This is a genomic window from Rhodobacter sp. NSM (genome assembly GCF_052244495.1).
Lineage (GTDB): Bacteria > Pseudomonadota > Alphaproteobacteria > Rhodobacterales > Rhodobacteraceae > Cereibacter_A.
Window position 1 is genome coordinate 99858 of sequence record NZ_JBQPXH010000007.1, and the last position, 17497, is coordinate 117354.

16 protein-coding genes are annotated in these 17497 nt (G+C 68.3%); 7 read left to right on the top strand and 9 right to left on the bottom strand.

Going from position 1 to position 17497, the window contains the following annotated elements; all coding sequences use genetic code 11:
- Positions 1 to 150: 150 nt before the first annotated feature.
- The 3 genes from ACTVZP_RS14710 to xth form a co-directional block, all read right to left on the bottom strand.
- Positions 151 to 1245, bottom strand: a complete 1095-nt coding sequence (locus ACTVZP_RS14710; protein ID WP_443212910.1) for a transglutaminase-like domain-containing protein — start codon at positions 1243 to 1245, stop codon at positions 151 to 153.
- Positions 1246 to 1459: 214 nt separating this feature from the next.
- The gene (locus tag ACTVZP_RS14715; RefSeq protein ID WP_443212911.1) at positions 1460 to 2164 is read right to left on the bottom strand and encodes a phytochelatin synthase family protein; all 705 of its coding nucleotides are present in this window, start codon (positions 2162 to 2164) and stop codon (positions 1460 to 1462) included.
- Positions 2161 to 2979, bottom strand: coding sequence for an exodeoxyribonuclease III (gene xth / locus ACTVZP_RS14720; RefSeq protein WP_443212912.1), 819 nt, complete (start codon positions 2977 to 2979; stop codon positions 2161 to 2163). The genes ACTVZP_RS14715 and xth overlap by 4 nt, the downstream gene beginning before the upstream one ends.
- A 370-nt stretch (positions 2980 to 3349) precedes the next feature.
- Here xth and ACTVZP_RS14725 point away from each other — a divergent pair, with 370 nt between their 5' ends.
- Entirely contained in the window at positions 3350 to 3910 is a 561-nt protein-coding gene (locus ACTVZP_RS14725) for a putative glycolipid-binding domain-containing protein (RefSeq protein WP_443212913.1), read from the top strand.
- A 182-nt stretch (positions 3911 to 4092) separates the two neighbouring features.
- On the opposite strand, the gene ACTVZP_RS14730 is transcribed toward ACTVZP_RS14725, so the two are convergent.
- Positions 4093 to 4716, bottom strand: a complete 624-nt coding sequence (locus ACTVZP_RS14730) for an autoinducer binding domain-containing protein (protein ID WP_443212914.1) — start codon at positions 4714 to 4716, stop codon at positions 4093 to 4095.
- A gap of 530 nt (positions 4717 to 5246) precedes the next feature.
- Here ACTVZP_RS14730 and ACTVZP_RS14735 point away from each other — a divergent pair.
- Positions 5247 to 6569: a mechanosensitive ion channel family protein gene (locus ACTVZP_RS14735; RefSeq protein WP_443213001.1), complete on the top strand. Its 1323-nt coding sequence runs from the start codon at positions 5247 to 5249 to the stop codon at positions 6567 to 6569.
- A 9-nt stretch (positions 6570 to 6578) separates the two neighbouring features.
- Here the strand turns inward: ACTVZP_RS14735 and ACTVZP_RS14740 are convergent, their stop codons facing one another.
- Together ACTVZP_RS14740 and ACTVZP_RS14745 are read right to left on the bottom strand one after the other, a co-directional pair.
- Positions 6579 to 7058: a VOC family protein gene (locus ACTVZP_RS14740; RefSeq protein ID WP_443212915.1), complete on the bottom strand. Its 480-nt coding sequence runs from the start codon at positions 7056 to 7058 to the stop codon at positions 6579 to 6581.
- Positions 7059 to 7110: 52 nt separating this feature from the next.
- The gene (locus ACTVZP_RS14745; protein WP_443212916.1) at positions 7111 to 7533 is read right to left on the bottom strand and encodes a VOC family protein; all 423 of its coding nucleotides are present in this window, start codon (positions 7531 to 7533) and stop codon (positions 7111 to 7113) included.
- Positions 7534 to 7789: 256 nt separating this feature from the next.
- Here ACTVZP_RS14745 and ACTVZP_RS14750 point away from each other — a divergent pair, with 256 nt between their 5' ends.
- Positions 7790 to 8437 carry a protein-L-isoaspartate(D-aspartate) O-methyltransferase gene (locus ACTVZP_RS14750; protein WP_443212917.1) on the top strand — a complete coding sequence of 216 codons (648 nt, stop codon included), beginning with the start codon at positions 7790 to 7792 and terminating at the stop codon, positions 8435 to 8437.
- A gap of 18 nt (positions 8438 to 8455) precedes the next feature.
- Here the strand turns inward: ACTVZP_RS14750 and ACTVZP_RS14755 are convergent, their stop codons facing one another.
- From ACTVZP_RS14755 to ACTVZP_RS14765, 3 genes are all read right to left on the bottom strand, one after another.
- A complete protein-coding gene (locus ACTVZP_RS14755; RefSeq protein ID WP_443212918.1) occupies positions 8456 to 10858 on the bottom strand; it encodes a PAS domain-containing protein in 2403 nt (800 codons plus the stop codon).
- Between the two features lie 378 nt (positions 10859 to 11236).
- Positions 11237 to 12547 (bottom strand): ABC transporter permease, encoded by a 1311-nt coding sequence (locus ACTVZP_RS14760; protein WP_443212919.1) that lies wholly within the window; start codon positions 12545 to 12547, stop codon positions 11237 to 11239.
- On the bottom strand, positions 12544 to 13272 hold the full coding sequence (locus ACTVZP_RS14765; protein ID WP_443212920.1) for an ABC transporter ATP-binding protein: 729 nt from the start codon (positions 13270 to 13272) through the stop codon (positions 12544 to 12546). The genes ACTVZP_RS14760 and ACTVZP_RS14765 overlap by 4 nt, the downstream gene beginning before the upstream one ends.
- Before the next feature lie 261 nt (positions 13273 to 13533).
- Between ACTVZP_RS14765 and ACTVZP_RS14770 the strand changes: the two genes are divergently transcribed.
- From ACTVZP_RS14770 to ACTVZP_RS14785, 4 genes are all read left to right on the top strand, one after another.
- Positions 13534 to 15027: an alkaline phosphatase gene (locus tag ACTVZP_RS14770; RefSeq protein ID WP_443212921.1), complete on the top strand. Its 1494-nt coding sequence runs from the start codon at positions 13534 to 13536 to the stop codon at positions 15025 to 15027.
- Positions 15028 to 15096: 69 nt separating this feature from the next.
- Positions 15097 to 15525: a hypothetical protein gene (locus tag ACTVZP_RS14775; protein WP_443212922.1), complete on the top strand. Its 429-nt coding sequence runs from the start codon at positions 15097 to 15099 to the stop codon at positions 15523 to 15525.
- Between the two features lie 155 nt (positions 15526 to 15680).
- Positions 15681 to 16262: an ANTAR domain-containing response regulator gene (locus ACTVZP_RS14780; protein WP_443212923.1), complete on the top strand. Its 582-nt coding sequence runs from the start codon at positions 15681 to 15683 to the stop codon at positions 16260 to 16262.
- On the top strand, positions 16259 to 17431 hold the full coding sequence (locus tag ACTVZP_RS14785; protein ID WP_443212924.1) for an ABC transporter substrate-binding protein: 1173 nt from the start codon (positions 16259 to 16261) through the stop codon (positions 17429 to 17431). The genes ACTVZP_RS14780 and ACTVZP_RS14785 overlap by 4 nt, the downstream gene beginning before the upstream one ends.
- Positions 17432 to 17497: the final 66 nt, after the last annotated feature.

The window sequence follows — 17497 nt, forward strand, 5'->3', positions numbered from 1 at the left end:
GATTAATGGCATCGCGTGCCGCCCCGGATCTTCACGGGGCGGTTCATTACCGACAACGTCCACACTGCACCTCCGCAACGGAGGACTCAGCGGTTCCACGCGGCCATCCCACCCTGGCCGCGCGAGAAGGCCGCCCCGAACCGGGCGGGCTCAGCCGGTCAGCTCTTCCGCCGTGATGGAGTAACGGAAGTCGTCGGGCGCAAGCTCGTCCAGACGGACGCCACCGACCTCGGCCGCGGGATACATCAGGAACGGCAGCGGACCGTCAGTGGCGCCGGGCAGGGCCACGTCATGAGAGAAGTTGTAAGCGATCCAGTTGCCTTCCCAGGACCCGAAAAGCGCGCGGCGCACGTCCCGGACCGCGTCGTCCTGAAGCGTCAGCGTCTTCGGCGGCTCTTCGAGCACGACCTTGCGCACATCGGCCGGATCGACGGGGACCCATCCGAGGCCATCGAGATACACCTCGGCCCGGCAGTGCTGGGCCTTGGTCACATTGGACGAGCCGGCCCCCAGGCTCTTGTATCCGAAGGCCGACGGAGCCACCCGCAGACCGTAGACGTCGCGCGCCGGCAGGCCGGAAGCGCGCGCAAGCCCCACATAGAGAGTGTTCAGATCCGCGCATTTTCCGGTGAGATCGCCCGTCTTGAGCATCGAGGCGATGTCCCCGAGCCCGCAGCCCCGCGTCTCCGGATTGCGCTCGGTGCTGTCGACGACCCAGTCGTAGATGCGCCGGGCCTTCTCGATGTCGTCCTCGGCTCCGGCAACGATCTGCTGGGCCGTGTCGCGGACGATCCCGTCCGTCGGGATCAGCTCGGTCGCGGAGGTGAACTGCCGCCGTTCGGCCTCCGAAAGCGGCCGTGCCTCACCCGAGGCGGTCAGGTCCACCGCGCGATCCTGCGCCGAAGCAAGAGAGGTCACCTCCAGCACCGCGGGCCCGGATCCGGCCGGCCAGACAGCGTGGACGAACTGCGCGCCCGTCCCGTCCGCCTTGATGGCAGCTTCCGCAGCGTTCGTGCTCCACGTGCTGTCGCCTGCCCGCATCCACTCCGCTTCGGTGACGGCGGGGATCGGGATCCAGACCTGCGTCTCGGCGCCGTTCCGCGCGATCTCGACACGGGTCACAAGCCGGAACCTGCGCCAGCCGGAAGGGGTGGGCGCGAAGGCCGCGGAGGCCAGCCGCGGAAAGGTGGTCGCAAGGGCTGCCGCGCCGCCCAGCTTCATGATCGTGCGTCTGCTCAGGTGCATGGCTTTCCTCATCGAATTCAGACAACCGGTCGGACTGATTACCCGGATAGGTCGGATGGCGATGCGGATCAAGGGAGGAGCCGCCCATGAGACGAAGAGATTGCGGGCTTCTTGCCCGGCGACGCGCCGCAGAAGCGAAGTCGCGGAATGTGACGCCGCTGAAGCACCGCCCTCGGGAAGAACGGCGGGGATAGGGCATTCCGGCGGCGTGCCCTCAGGGGCCGGCCCGCACCTCGACATAGCCGCGCGGCAGGCCGCTTTCTCCATCCGTGGTCGCCATGGCGGCTAGGAGATCGGGCAACGGCACCCATGTCCAGGGAAAGCGGTGCGCAGCGGTGTCGAGCACAAGGACGCGGTCGCTTTCCGCATCATAGGCGGCCAGCGGTGAAATATGCCCGGACGCACCCTGCCCCAGCACCTCCCGCAGGTAGTTCACGATCAGGTAGTCGCCCTCCGTCGAGAGGTTTCGCCGGAGGGCGGCGCGAAACTCCGCGGCCCCCAGCCCGTCCGCGTGCCGCACCTCGACGCTGGCACCACGGGCGACCAGCAGCCCGCCCAGCGCGTCGAGCGGCATCCCGCCGAACACCACCCGCCATCGCGAACGAACCTGCCCGGTCCGCCCGTCGAAGAACCCGCGCTGTGTCACTGTCTGGCCGAGCGCATTCAGCACGGCCACGCTGCTCGCCACCCCGCAGAAGCTCGTCAGCCGCTGAGGCCGGAAGCTCGCGGACAGGTCGTCAAGATCGGCCGTGGCCTCGGCCTCCGCCAGAAGCGCCTGCCCCGCCTCGCTGTCGAAGGGGATCAGGGAAGCGGGCAGCGGCTGCGGGTTCTCGCGCGGCACGAGGAGGACAGCCATCGCCACGGCGGCGCCGACCAGCAGCAGAAGCGGAAACGCCACAAGAAACCGCCGCAGGGTCATCCCGCCTTCCTCCTGCCGGACGGCGCGCGCCGTTCGCGCGGTTCCTCCGTCGCAAGTTCGATCCAGGCGGGAGCATGGTCACTTGCCTTCTCCCAGCCACGCACATGCCGGTCGACATCCGCTGCCTTCAGCTGCGGCACGATCATGGGGCTCAGCAGCAGGTGATCGAGGCGCAGGCCGGCGTCCCGCTCCCACGCGTTCCGCAGATAGTCCCAGAACGTATAGATCCTGTCGCCGGGGTGCAGATGCCGGACGGCGTCGGTCCATCCCTGTGCGAGGAGACGGGCAAAGGCGTCGCGCACCTCGGGCCGGAAGAGGGCATCCTTGCGCCAGCGGTCAGGCCGGTAGACGTCGAGCTCCGTCGGCATCACGTTGAAGTCTCCGCACAGAACGACCGGCACCTCGTGGCGCAGCAGATCGCCGGCATGATCGAGAAGGCGCGAGAACCACTCAAGCTTGGCGTCGAATTTCGGACCGGGTGCCGGGTTTCCGTTCGGCAGGTAGAGGCAGCCTACGAGAAGGCCCCCGACGGCGGCCTCGATGTATCGACTCTGCCCGTCCTCGACGCCGGGAAGTCCGCGCCGCGTCTCGACCGGTTCGGCCCCGCGGGCGAGGATGGCCACGCCGTTCCAGCTCTTCTGCCCATGCCAGACGGCGCCATAGCCCGCCTGATCGAGGGCCGCAGCGGGAAAACGCTCGTCCGGGGCCTTCAACTCCTGCAGGCAGACGACGTCCGGCTGCGCCTCGTCGAGCCAGCGCAGCAGAACCGGAAGGCGGCCGTTCACACCGTTCACATTGAAGGTCCCGATCTTCATGTTCCTCAGGTAGCGCCGCAGTCTGCCGTTTCCGGTGCTTTCCTGCCGCGCCTTTTCGTCCGACTGCGGCCTGCGCCTGAAGTCGGCCCTCGGTGCCGGGCAGCTCTGCCCCAGGCATCCGGCAGCGGATGACGTGCCGGGGACGGGATGGCCGCCTGCGACGATGACGGCAGCCGGAGCCAGAATTGGCCGGTATGATCCAGCCGTTCGGAACCGACAGAGGCATGCAGGAATATCATCGAGGGCAACCGCGCCGTCGATGCATCAAATGGCTCGCAACCTTCAGCGGCCTGCTTGCCGCCGGAGGAAAGGTCAGAGTGCCTGTGTGACTACTGCGCCTCCGGCGCAGGGCAAGGAGCGTCGGGACCCCATGCATACCATCCTCTGGCGCCGACTGAGTCAGGAAGGGCACGATGCCTGTCGCTATCGGGAAACCCCGGAGGGCTGGATGATCGACGGCACCGCCGTCTTCACTCATGCCGACAGGGCTGCGATGCTCTCCTACCACGTCATGTGCGACCCGGAATGGGCAAGTCGCGGCGCGGCCGTCTCGGGATGGATCGGGTCGCGGCCCTTCCGTCTGGACCTGTGGCGGGCCGACGATGGCCTTTGGCGCGTCAACGGCCACATCGACCGGAGCCTTGACGGCTTGCAGGACATCGACCTCGGCTTCACGCCCGCAACGAACACGACTGCCATCCGGCGGTTGCGCCTGCCTGAGGGCTCGGGCGCCCGGTCGGTCGCAGTCTGGCTCGACGATGGCGACTGGACAGTCAAGCCGCTGGTCCAGACCTATCGTCATGTCGCAAGGGGCAGATACGCCTACGAGTCTCCGCTGCACGACTACGGCGCGACGCTGCTCGTCGATGATTTCGGGACCGTGACCGACTATCCGGAGCTCTGGAAGATGGTGAGCCGCGAGACGGGATGACCGCGTGACCACTGGGCACGGAGTAAAAACGCGAGCCTCCTTCTGCAGGATCGCACAGCTGAACGAGTCCGGCGCTCAAGGGTGCGGATGCCGCCCGGCGCGCGGAGGACGCTGCACAAATGCCCGGGAGACGTGATCGCAGCATCAGGCCGCCCGGCCTCGCCGATACGGGCTTGGGCTTCTCAGAGCAAACCCGCCGAGCAGGCCTTGGCCACGGCCTCCGTCGTGGTCTTGGCCCCGAGAGCGCGGCGGGCGCCGTTCAGCCGGATCTTGCAGGCCATCAGGCTGATGCCGAGGCGCGTGGCCGCCTCTTGCTGGCGGCACCCCTGTTCGATGAGACGCAGCGCGTCGACCTGCTTCGTTGTCAGGGTCGGCCCGCTTTCGTCCAGCAGCGCATGCATTTCCGAGATGATCGCGATCAGCTGGCCGAGTTCGGCCTCGGAGAACTCGCGGTCATGGCGGCCCAGGCCGCAGATGCTCGGGTTGGGCCCCGGTCCCACCGAGAAGACGGCACCAAACTTCAGCCCGTGGCTGGCTGCACCCGCCATGACGCCCATCGGATCATCGGTGAATTCGCTCCAGCGGCGCACGCCACGACTGTGGAGCGCCCAGGTAACGGAAGGGTCGGCGATGGCGAGGGACCTCTCGAGGTAGAAGTCTGTCCAGGCCTGAGGATAGGTGATGGACACCCACTGCGGCTGAAGAGCCCTGATGTGCAGGGCGATGTAGTGGCCTGCCGTGGCGAGCGCCTGCACCTCGGCCAGCAGCGTCTCGAGCCACAGGTCACGGGTGGCAGGGTCCCGCACGGGTCGCGTGCAGCCGGACCGTCGACGCCCGAGCAACATGTCGTGCGCCGCTTCCGCGGGCTTGCCGTCATCCTGCGACGGAGGACGGCCATCGGAATCGGTGGCAGAGGGCATGGGATCGCTGACCGGCAAGTGGAACTTCAACCAGATACGGTCATGGCCGATGTCATGCTAGTGCGCAAACTGTCCTCCCGGCCAATTTTAGCAGTGACGGAGCAGGCGTTGCAGATCCTGATGGGACGACTTCCGGCTGGACCCGGGAATTGCCCCCCTTGCCATCGCGCGCCTGGGCTCCCTCCTGACCTTCGCCGCTCCGGCATGATCCGTCCCGCGCGAGCGTTTCCACGGGCCGGCCGCGCGGTGCCCGCAAGAGCCGGCGGTCCCGACGGCTCGCGGGGCCCGTGCGTTCAGGCCTGCCGAGCCCTCGCCGACTTGTAGATCGGGCGGCGCGGTCTGTCCCGCTGCGGAACTCGGGTAGCCCTGATGCGCTTGGGGTCGAGGGAGGGTAGCGGGTGACTGACCTGGCAGAGATGCTCGACGGCCTGATCCGGGATCTGGAGCTCTTCATTGCGAGCCTGCTCCGGCCCTGGAACCTGTATCAGATCGCCATCGTGCTGGCGCTGGCGCTGGTGGCGCATCTGATGGCTGCCTGGGCAGCCCCGCGGCTTCATGCCTGGATGCGCAGCCGCGAGGGCTGGGCGCTCTGGCGCATGCGCCTCATGGTGGTCGTTCACCGGAGGCTGCGGGGGATCTTCTTCGTGATCCTCACACAAGCGACGGTCTGGATCATGCGCAGCGTCACGTGGCCGAGCCGCTCCTACCTCGTCGCGGCCGTGGCGTCGCTGGCGCTCGCCTGGCTGATCGTCGTCTTCTCGACACGCCTGATCGCGAACCCGCTGCTGCGCTCGGCCGTCAGATACGGCGCCTGGATCTGGGTCACGCTGCGGATCCTGAACCTCGATGCAGACGTGGCCGACCTGCTCGACCGGCACGCCGTGATGTTCGGCACGCTGCGCGTCTCGACATGGACGCTGGTGCAGGCGGTCGTCTTCGTGGGCCTCTTCCTCGTGCTGGCGCGATTTCTCACCCGGATCACGTCGGCGCGGGTGGCGGTCAACGACCAGATCTCGCCCTCGATGCGCGTGCTGATCGTGAAGCTGCTGCAGGTCAGCCTCTACGGCGCGGCCTTCGTCGTCGGCCTGCGTGCGGTCGGAGTCGACCTCACCGGCCTCGCCTTCCTCTCGGGCGCCATCGGCCTCGGGCTCGGCTTCGGGCTGCAGAAGGTGGTCTCGAATCTGGTGTCGGGTGTCATCATCCTGCTCGACAAGTCGATCAAGCCCGGCGACGTGATCAGCCTCGGCGAGACCTTCGGCTGGATCAACGCACTGGGGGCGCGTTACGTCTCGATCACCACCCGCGACGGACGCGAGTTCCTGATCCCGAACGAGGACATGATCACGAACCAGGTGGTGAACTGGACCCATTCCGACGACTATGTCCGGCTCGACATCCATTTCGGAACGTCCTACGGCGACAACCCGCACGACGTCCGACGCATTGCGATCGAGGCCGCCAAGGGCGTCGACAGGGTGCTGGTGACGCGCGCTCCGGTGTGCCACATCACCGGCTTCGGAGAGTCAAGCATCGACTACATCCTGCGCTTCTGGATCGCCGATGCGACCGGCGGGCTCACCAACATCCGCGGCAATGTCTTCCTCGCCCTTTGGGATGCCTTCCAGGCGAATGGCATCACCATTCCCTTCCCGCAGCGCGAGGTGCGGATGCTGGGCGGGTCCAAATCGGCGAAAACGGGTGACGGTTCTTCCGCCACCACGGCCGGACCTTCCGGTTAGCGGACCGCCTCATCCGCGGCGAGCGGCGTCGATGGCCCCGACATCGATCCTACCCATGGTCATCATCGCCTCGAAGGCGCGTCTGGCCTCGTCGCCGCCCGCCGCCATCGCCTCGATCAGCGTGCGCGGCGTGATCTGCCACGAGATGCCCCATCGGTCCTTGCACCAGCCGCAGGCGCTTTCCTGGCCGCCATTGCCGACGATGGCGTTCCAGTAGCGGTCGGTCTCCTCCTGGTCGTCGGTCGCGATCTGGAACGAGAAGGCCTCGCTCTGGCGGAAGGCAGGCCCGCCGTTCAGCCCGAGACAGGGGATGCCTGCGACCGTGAAGTCCACGGTCAGCACGTCTCCCGCCTTGCCCGAGGGATAGTCGGCGGGCGCGCGATGGATCTCGCCGACCGAGCTGTCGGGGAAGATCCCGGCATAGAAGCGGGCGGCCTCCTCGGCGTCCTTCTCGAACCACAGGCAGACCGTGTTCTTCGGGATTGTCATCTTCCGTCTCCTGTCCTGCATGTGGTCGCAGTCGTTCCTCGGGCCATGCCCGTTACGCCACGGTCTTCGACCCGGTGTAGTTCAGCATCCAGGGCGTGCCGAAGCGGTCGGTGAACATGGCGAAGCGGTCGGCCCAGTAGGTTTCGGCGGGCGGCATCGTCACGCGCTGCGCCTCGGCCGACAAGGCCGAGTAGATGCGGTCGAACTCGGCTTCCGAAGCGGGCGAGATCGAGACGGCGAAGCCCTGCGGCTTGCTGTACCATTCCTCCGGGGCGTCCGAGGCCATGACTGTGGCGCTGCCAAGCGTCATGCTCATGTTCATGACCAGATCGTCCCCTCCGGGCATGCGGCTCTCGGCATCGGGCGCGTCGCCGTTGCGGAACACGCCCTTGATCTCGCCGCCAAGCGTCTCGGCGTAGAAGCGCATGGCCTCAAGGCAGCAGCCGTCGAAGTTGAGGTAGATCGTCGGTTCCATCTGCAGATCCCTTCCGTCGAAAGCGGAGACAACGGCCCCAGGCAGGACAGTCGAGGCCGCCCGCCGGAACGCGACCGGCGCGCCCGGTCTCGGCCGCGCTGCGTCGAAGAACCTCCGCCGCGCTTCCTGGTTCCCTTGCGGAAGCTGCGACCTGCCCCGGGCCGCCCTCCCCTGCACATTCCGTCAATGCGGGGCAGCAGCTTTCCGTTCATGCTGACCCGACTGGCGGCGGACTGCGCAGAAGGAAGGATGCCAGATGAGCGACATGGACATTGCGCGTCGGCGGATGGTCGACTGCCAGCTTCGCGCCCGCGGTATCGTGGACAGGCGCGTGCTCGAGGCGATGGGCCGAGTTCCGCGCGAGGAGTTCGTGGACGAGGCCCGGCGGGCCGTGGCCTATGAGGATACGCCCGTGCCGATCATCGGGGGGCAGACGGTCTCGCAGCCCTGGATCGTCGCCCGCATGGCCGAGGCCGCCCGGATCGGCCCCACCGACCGCGTGCTCGAAGTCGGCACCGGCTCGGGCTATGCGGCGGCCGTGCTGGGACTGCTCGCAGCCGAAGTCATGGGCATTGAGCGTCTGGCCGCGCTGGCCGGTCCGGCAGCCGAGAGACTGGCCCGGCTCGGCTATGACAATGTCTCGGTCCACGAGGGCGACGGCACGCTCGGCCTGCCCGAGGCTGCACCCTTCGATGCGATCCTGGTGGCCGCGGGCGGCCCCTCGGTGCCTCAGGCGCTCTTCGACCAACTCGCGCCGTGGGGACGCCTCGTCATGCCGGTGGGTCCCGCGCGGCGCGAGCAGCGCCTGCTGCGGATCATCCGCACAGGACCGGTGGATTTCACGACCGAGGATCTGGGTGCGGTGAGGTTCGTGCCGCTTCTCGGGGCGCAGGGCTGGGAGTAACCCATCCACCCGCAGCTCTCATGCCGGATCCGCCCCCGGCAGTCCGTCCGTCCTGCCGGAGACCGGGATCGAGATCGTGCAGCGGACGCCGTCGGGGCCGAACCCGAAGCTCGTCCGGGCACTCAGCTGGAAGGGCAGCGCATGTTCGATCAGCTCGCGCCCCTGCCCCGTCGGGCAGTCGGCGGCGGCTTCGGGCGGCATGGTCACGCCGCTCTCGCTCCAGTCGATGTGCAACCACGGTTCGCCTCCCTCCTGCGCCGGCTGGAAGCTCCAGCGGATGGAGAGATGCCCTTTCGGCTGGCCGAGTGCCCCGAACGTGACCGCGTTGGCCGCGAGTTCGTGCAGGGCGATGGCGAGCGTCTGCACGGTCGAGGATCGCAGCGAAATTCCCGCTGGCCCTTCGAGCGTCACCCGGTCGGCCTGCCCATCCTCCACCGCGAGGATCTCGGCGCGGATCAGTTCGTCGAAGGACACCCGGGCGTGCTCGTCCATCCGGGAGAGCAGGCGCTGCGCCCGCGCCAGTGCCTGCATGCGATTGCGGAACTTCAGCCGGAATTCCACAATGTCCGAGCAGTTCCGCGCCGTCTTGTCAGCCAGCGAGCTGACCACCCCCATCAGGTTCATGGTGCGGTGCTGCAGCTCGGCGATCAGGACCCGCTGGTGCTCCTCCATCTCGCGGCGTTCGGTCATGTCCGCGACCGCGCCCACCATCCGCCGCGCCCGCCCGGCCTCGTCGTAGAAGAACCGACCTCGGGCCGAGAGCCAGCGCACCGTGCCGTCCGCGTGGACGACCCGGAACTCGTGTTCGTAGACCTGTCCGGACGCGCGCGCCTCGAGCACCGCCGCCTCGGCAACGGCGCGGTCGTCGGGATGCAGACACTCGGCCCAGACGGCATAGGCGGGCGTCACCGAGCCCACGGCATGGCCGAGCATGCGGTAGTGCTCGTCGGACCAGTGCACCTCGTCCGTCACCATGTTCCAGTCCCAGAGGCCCAGCCCGCCGACCTCGATGGCGCTGCGCAACCGCTCCTCGCTCTCGCGGAGCGCCTCCTCGGCGCGCATCTGCTCGGTCACGTCCTGCGCGATGCCGCCGACCCTTGCCACACGCCCCCGAAGATCGGGCATCGGAAAGCCCGTGTCCCGGATGTAGCGGACCGCGCCGTCACCGGGGCGGACGATGCGGTAGGTCTGCTGGAAGATCTCTCCGGCAAGCGGGTGCGACATGCCCTGCGCCGCGGATTCCCGGTCCTCGGGATGCAGCAGCTCGGCCCACCGGCCGATGTCGCTCATGACGCGGTCCCGGCCTTCCCCCCACATGGTCTCGAATGCCGGGTTCAGGAACTCGAGGCGGCCGGTGCCCGTGTTCAGGATCCAGAGCGTGTCGCCGGTGTTGTCGGCGAACTGATGGAAGCGCCATTCGCTTTCGCGCAATGCTGCCTCGGCCCGCGCACGCCGGATCGCATGCCACAGCCTCTCGGCCGTCTCCTCGATCACCGCGGTCTCGCCGTCCGCCCAGTCCCGCGGCACGGCCTGCACGACGCAAAGCGCGGCATCGAGGCTGCCATCCTTCACCAGCGGCACGTCCACCCAGGCACTCACGCCCTGCTGCGAGAGATAGCTTCGCTCCTCGGGCGAAACGGCGCTTTCGCCGACATCGGTCACGACCCAGGTCTCGCCGCTGAAGATCCGCCGGTAGGTCGAGCGGAAGGCGTCCATCGGATGGCGCCCGACGAGGCTGCTCAGGCCCTGTTCGCGGTAATCGTTGATCACGATGCCGCAATCGTCGGCCGCATCATACTCCAGATAGTAGACCCGCGAGGCGCCGAGAAACTGGCCGAGGAGACGGCAGGCAACCGAACACGCCTCGTCGGCATCGGCCAGCGGACGCAGCGCGTCGCTCATCTTCACGAGGAACTCGCGTCGCCTCTGGCGCTCGAGCAGCGCGTCACGCAGGCGGAATGTCTCGGTCGTCTCCATCGTCGAGGCGAGGAAGCCGGCGACCACACCCGCCTCGTCGCGGACGGGCATCAGGGTAAAGGTGAACCAGCCGAACGGCTGCTCGATCCGCCAGGGCATCGGGAAGCGGACGTTCTCGAGCAGTTGCGGCCGGCCGGACATCACCTCGCTGCAAAGCGGCCCGAGATCGGGCCACAGCTCCGGGAAGGCCTCGCGCATGGGCTGGCCGAAGGCGGCGGGATGCCGGTCGGCGAGGAAGCGGCCGTAGGCATCGTTGTAGATGAAGATGAGGTCGTCGCAGAGCGCCAGATACATCGGATGGACGGCGTCAGCCACCAGCTCGATCTGCGCCTTGAGACGCGGCGACCAGCCGTCAGCCGCCCCAAGAGCGGTTCGGGACCAGTCATGGTCGCGGATTCGTGCGGCGGTCGCGTTTCCGGCCGCGGGCCAGCTGGCTGTGCTCATCCTCATCGCCGCTCATGTGACAGACAGGCGATGAAACGCGACAACTGCCTAACTGTTTCTGCCAAAGATCCAGCTCATGGACGCAAATCGCCGATGGACCCGCGGCGGCCGTCTCAAGGGACGGACGCGAAGGCGCAATGTGCCCGCATCCCGAGCCGCAAAAACAGCGAGAGCCCACTGGGCACGAGGACGACAGCCGTTCCCGCCGCCTCGATGGCGGTCGCCCCGAGCGCGGCCTGAAGCGTGACGTGAGCACCGCCGCCGCTCGTTGCAGAATGCGGCGATGCTTGTCCCCTTTCTGATGCGCGTGACCGGCGTGGCAGTGCCGCCGCGCCGCCGCGTGCGGCAAGCAGCAGGGCGACGGGGACTCCTTTCGGATCAGCCTCTCAGGTCGGCGATCACGGGACGGTTCATGGTCAGGTAGGCAGGGACCAGCGCCAGCAGCGCCGTGAGGCTGACGAAGCCCGCCACGAGATGCAGTTCGGGCCAGCCGAGGCTCGCCCGCACCAGGATGTCCGTCCTTGCGGTGATGGCCGCAGAGATCGCGGCCGTCGCACCGATCCCGAGGATGAGGCCCCCGGCCGCACCCGCCAGGATCAGCGTCACCGCGAAGCTCCAGGTCAGGGCGAAGACGAAGCGGCGCGGCGCTCCCAGCGCCCGCAGGAGCGCGAGCCTCCGCGCGATCAGCCGCGTCAGCATCATCAGGCCAGCGAGAACGCCCGCGGTGACAAGGACCTGCGTGATCACCGCAAGGACGGACATCGCCTGCCGGATGTCCCCCATCAGCGCGTGCAGCCGCGCGAGCACCGTGCCGGGAAAGAAGGCCATGGTGCGGTCGTCGGTAAACTCGGCCCGAAGCCCGTATGTGGCACCGAGCGATTGCGCACGCACCATCACCGCTGGCGTGCCGGGAAATCGCGAGGGGTCGAAGGGCGGGCCGACCGCGCCGGTCCAGTCGTCGCCGTGGCCGTTGGCGAGCCCATGGACCGACCAGACCGATTCAATCGGCACCAGAAGCGCTCGGTCCCAGGGCGTGCCTGTCAGCGGCATCCGCCCGACCACCTCGTAAGCCGCCTCCTCATGCGCGCCCTCCTCGGCTCCGTGGCCGGTTCCGTGGGCCGGCTCGAACCGGTCGCCGATCGCGATGGGCAGGCGCGCGCCCGCCACGGCCTCGCCTTCGGTCGAGAACATCCGCCCCTCGTCCAGCCCTCCCGACAGATGCCGGACAAAATCCGAGGTCGTGCCGACAACCGGCGCCCCGTTCCAGCTGTCGCCGAAGCCGATCGGGGCCACCAGACGCACGCCCGGGTGGCCCGCGATCCGGTCGTAGGTCTCTCCGTCCACCAGCGCCATGTCCGATGGCTGCAGATAGACCGCCGCCAGCATGGCCGTGATCTCGCTGCCCGGTGCCGCGATCACGAGGTCGAACCGATCCGCCGCCCGCGCCGTACCCTGACGCAGCCCGCGTTCCTGCGCGATGAGCCCGACACCCAGACCCACGGAGACCGCGATCAGCGCCGCGAAGACCGCGCTGATCGCGGTCTGGCGGCGCAGCAGGCCGCCGAGCAGCGGCGCAAGCGCGAACCCTCGCAGCACCACGAGGCCGATGAGCGCTGTCGGCGCGAGTAGCGCCAGCAGCAGGACCACATCCTGCGCCAGTGCCGGCACTTGACGCCAAAGCTCGCTCATGCCCGCCCCCCGGCGCCGAGGCGGCCGTCGGCGAGGTCGATCACGCGGTCGGCCGCGGCGTGGAACGCAGGATCGTGGCTCACCGCGATCAGCGTCCGGCCCTCCTCCCGCGAGAGCCGGATCAGGTCCGCGGCCAGCCGGTCGGCATTGCCGCGGTCAAGGCTGGCCGTCGGCTCGTCGGCGAGCAGCACCGCCGGATCGCCAGCCAGCGCCCGGGCCACCGCGATGCGTTGCCGCTCGCCGCCGGAATAGCTGCCCGAAGCGCGTATCGCATCCGGGTCGAGGCCGAGCGAGCGCAGCTTCTCCGCCCCACGTGCGCGGAGCGCCGCACGGGCGGCGCGCGGCGCATACATCGCGGCGAGCGAGGCATTCTGCGCCGCCGGCAGTTCCTCGAACAGCAGGTGCTCCTGGAAGACGAAGCCGATCCGCTCCCTCCGGAAGGCGGCGCGGCCCTCGTCGCTCAGCGCCGCGATATCGAGCCCGCCCCAGAGGATGCGGCCGCGCGTCACCGGCATGAGCCCCGAGAGCGCGTGGAGAAGGGTGGACTTGCCCGCCCCCGACGGCCCGCGAATCGCGACCGCGCTGCCCGCCGGCACTTCGAGATCGGGAACCGCGAGCAGGACGCGCCCGTCTGTCCCGGAGATGACGAGGTCTTTCACCCGCAGATCCGGAACGGATCCCGCATCGCCGGACGTGCGGGACGGCTGGGTCGGGGGTCGGCGCATGGCGTCTCCGCAGTGTCTCAGGGATCGACGAACGCCCGGAAGCCGCGACCCGCGCGCAGTCAAGCGGCGGAATGTAACAGGATCTTGTCGGGTGGAGTGGACGGAAGAGCAGCGCCACCGCTTGATGTTATGATATAACGACATACTCGGAAGGATGTCCGCCCGGTCCTGCGGACGGAAGCGTCCCGCTGTTGCAAATCTGTTTCGCGGAGGCGGTAGCGAAGGGGCGATGTCCCCAAGGACGCAGACAGGGAAATGCCGATGAAACACCTCCTCATGTCCACTGCCGCCTGCCTCGCCTTCGCCGCGGCCTCGGCCGCGCAGGATCTTCCGCAGGCCGGGTCCGACTGGTTCACGGCCGGACAGGCCACGATCGAGGCACGTCTTGCGGTGCAGCCGATCACCTCGCGCGCGAAGAACGTGATTCTCTTCACCGCCGACGGCAACGGCGTCGGCACCAATTACGCCATCCGTCTCTTCTCCGGCCAGCAGGCCGGCGGGCTCGGCGACGACTATGTCCAGCCGCAGGAGACCTTCCCCAACGTCGCGCTGGTCAAGACCTATTCCTCCAACGGCCAGACCCCTGACTCGGCCCCGACCGCCATGGCGATGAACTCGGGCGTGAAGGGCAAGAACGGGATGATCAACATCCTCGACAGCGTGGCCGTGGACGACTGCGCCGCCGGCGCCACCGCCGGCACCCGCACCTTCGCCGAGATTGTATCCGGGATGGGCAAGTCCGTCGGCGTGATCTCGACCGCGCGGATCACCCACGCCACGCCCGCCGCCGTCTACGCCCGCAGCGTCAACCGCGACTGGGAGGACAACTCGCTGATCCCCGAGGGATGCGAGCAGAAGGACATCGCAAGCCAGCTGCTCGACCAGATGAAGGCCGGCGTCATTGACGTGGCGCTCGGCGGGGGACGCGCCCACTTCCTTCCCGCGGAGGTGACCGATACCGAGGGCAAGCCGGGCAAGCGTACCGACGGGCGCAACCTCGTGGACGAGGCCACTGCCATGGGGGCGCAGGTCGTCTTTGGCGATCAGGACTTCGCGGCTCTCTCGATGGGCGGCAATGCGCCTGTGCTGGGCCTCTTTGAATCGAGCCACATGAAATACGAGGCCGACCGCACCGGAGAGCCCTCGCTGGCCGAGATGACCGAGGCCACGATCAATGCGCTCTCACAGAACGAGAACGGCTTCTACCTCAGCATCGAAGCCGGCCGCGTGGACCACGCCAACCACGAGACCAACGCCTATCGCATGCTGACCGACGGCAAGGCCTTCGCCGACGCGATCGCCAAGGCGATGGAACTGACGGATCCGAACGACACGCTCATCATCGTGACCGCCGACCACGAGCATGCCATCGCCTTCAACGGCTATTGCGGACGCGGATCGAACATTCTCGGGCTCTGCATGGAAGAGAACGAGAAGGGCGTGGAACACGCCGGAACGCCGAACCTCGCCGACGACGGCAAGCCCTACACGGTGATCGGCTATCTGAACGGCGCGTCCTCGGTGCTGACGGAACAGGCCGACGGCTCGTTCTTCGGAACCCGCCCGAAGGCCACGGAAGAGCAGGCCACCGACCCGGACTATGTCCAGCAGGCACTGATCCCCCTGTCGTCCGAGACCCACTCGGGGGAAGACGTGGCGGTCTTCGCGCGCGGGCCCTGGGCACATCTCTTCGGCGGCGTGATCGAGCAGAACGTGATCTTCCACGTCATGAACCACGCCGTGAACGCAGAGTGACACGCGCCTGACCCTGCCGGCCCCGGCCATCCGCCGGGGCCGCCTTGCCCTGACGACGGAAAGTTCCGGATGAATCGCCGCACCCTCCTCACCCTTCCGCCTGCGCTGGTCCTCGCGCGCGGCCTTCCCGCGGCTGCCGAAACCGAGGCGATCCGGCTGCGCGAGCTCTACAACAAGGACCTCAGCTTCTCGCCCAGGGCGCTGGCCGCCGAAGGTGCGGAAATCGCCGTGTGGGGATACATGGCGCCGCCGCTGAAGGCCGAGTCCACCTTCTTCGTCCTGACCAATCGCCCGATGGCCGTCTGCCCCTTCTGCGAGCCGGGCATGCCCTGGCCCGACGACATTCTCGCCGTGCGCGCCAAGCGGGTGGTGGACGTGGTTCCCTTCAACGTGCCCATCGTCGCCCGAGGCACTCTCGAACTCGGCGACGAGGTCGATCCGGAACTCGGCTTCTACTCGAAGGTCCGTCTGGTGGGGGCGACCTATCGCAGGGCCTGAGCGGCCACCGCTCTGCACATTGCCCGCCATTCGAGCATCGTGGCTTCCGTTGCCTGCGTAATGCGCATCCTTGTCCCGGATCCGCCCGCCCGTGTTCCCAACCGTCACGCCGCCGCTCCGGATCTGTCATTTCTGACCGGAAATCGGGCGGGAACATGCAGACGCTCTCCATCGTCATCGTCGAGCGCGACCGCGAGCGCGCGCTCCTTATCGTCGATGCCCTGCGGCAGGCGGGAGACTTCGACATCTTCGTGATCGGCGACGAAACGAGCCTTGCCCGGCGTATCGCCGAGCGCAAGCCGGACCTCGTGCTGATCGACCTCGCCGACCCGTCGCGCGACGTGATGGAGGAGCTGACGCTCGCCTCGGGGCCGCTTGACCGTCCGGTGGCGATGTTCGTGGACCGCTCCGATCCCGCGCTGACGCGGGCTGCCATCGAGGCAGGTGTCTCCACCTACGTCGTGGACGGCCTGCGCGCCGACCGCATCCGGCCGATCCTCGACGCAGCCATAGCGCGCTTCCAGATGTTTCACCGCATGCGCACCGAACTCGAAGCCACGCGCGCCGCGCTGGAGGAGCGCAAGGTGATCGACCGCGCCAAGGGTTTCCTCATGCGGATGCGCGGGATCGGCGAGGACGAAGCCTATGCCCTGCTGCGCCGCACCGCGATGGACCAGAAGAAGCGCATTGCCGAGGTGGCGCAGGCCCTCGTCATGACGGCGGACCTGCTGAAATGAAGCTCTCCACGATTACCGCGGGCTTCATCCCGCTCCTCGATGCGGCACCCTTGATCGTCGCCCGAGAGTTGGGTTTTGCCGAGGAGGAGGGGTTGGACCTCCGGCTCGAGGACGCGCCCTCGTGGTCGGCGCTGCGCGACCGGCTGGTCTTCGGCCAGATCGAGGCCGCGCACATGCTGGCGCCGGTGCCGGTAGCGATGGCACTGGGGCTGGGCGGCGTATCGCTGGGGGTCGACGCTCTGCAGGTGCTGTCGGTGGGAGGGTCGGTGATCGGCGTCTCGCCGGTGCTTGCCACCCGCATGCGCGAGACGGGCCATGACTTCGACTTCGCCGATGCCGTCGCTGCCGGCCAGGCTCTGGCACGCGCGACCGAGGGACGGCTGCGGATCGGCGTGCCCTTCCCCTTCTCGATGCACACGGAACTGCTCTGGTACTGGCTGGACTCGGTCGGCATGCCGAGGCTCTCCGCGCTCGACATCCGCACCGTTCCGCCGCCGCTCATGGCCGAGGCCATGGCCGCGGGCGAGATCGACGCCTTCTGCGTCGGCGAGCCATGGGGGTCCATCGCGGTAGAGACCGGTGCGGGCGAGCTTCTCCTGCCCACCTCGGCCATCTGGAGCTTCGCGCCCGAGAAGGTGCTGGCCGTGCGCCATGACTGGGCCGAGGCCGACGCTGACCTGACCGGGCGGCTCATGCGCGCCGTCTGGCGCGCCGGCCGGTGGCTGGGCGAACCTGCCAATATCGGCACCGCGTCCGAGATCGTTGCCCGGCCCGGCCGCGTCGACGTCGCGCCCGAGGTGCTCGAGCGGGCAATGCGCCGGCGGCTGGTGATCTCGCCGCGCGGAGATGAGCGCGACGCGCCGCAGTTTCAGGAGTTCTTCGCAGGTTCGGCCACCTTCCCCTGGCGCAGCCAGTCGGCCTGGATAGGCACCCGGCTCGCCCTGCGCCACGGGCTCGACCCGGCAGAGGCCGCGCGGCGCGCCCGTGCCGTCTTCCGCTCGGACCTCTACCGCCGCCACCTCGGCCCGGCACTGGCCGACATGCCGGGCTTCTCCGAGAAGGTCGAGGGCGGGCTCGCGGGCCACTTCTCGCCCGAGACGGGTCGGACGATTCTGCTGCCGAACCGTTTCTTCGACGGCGCGATCTTCGACCCGGACAGCGTGCTTTGATGAAAATCCGGGCGTTTTCGATCATGCCGCAAAAGATCGCTTTACGCTGAACCGTTTCCGCCACCA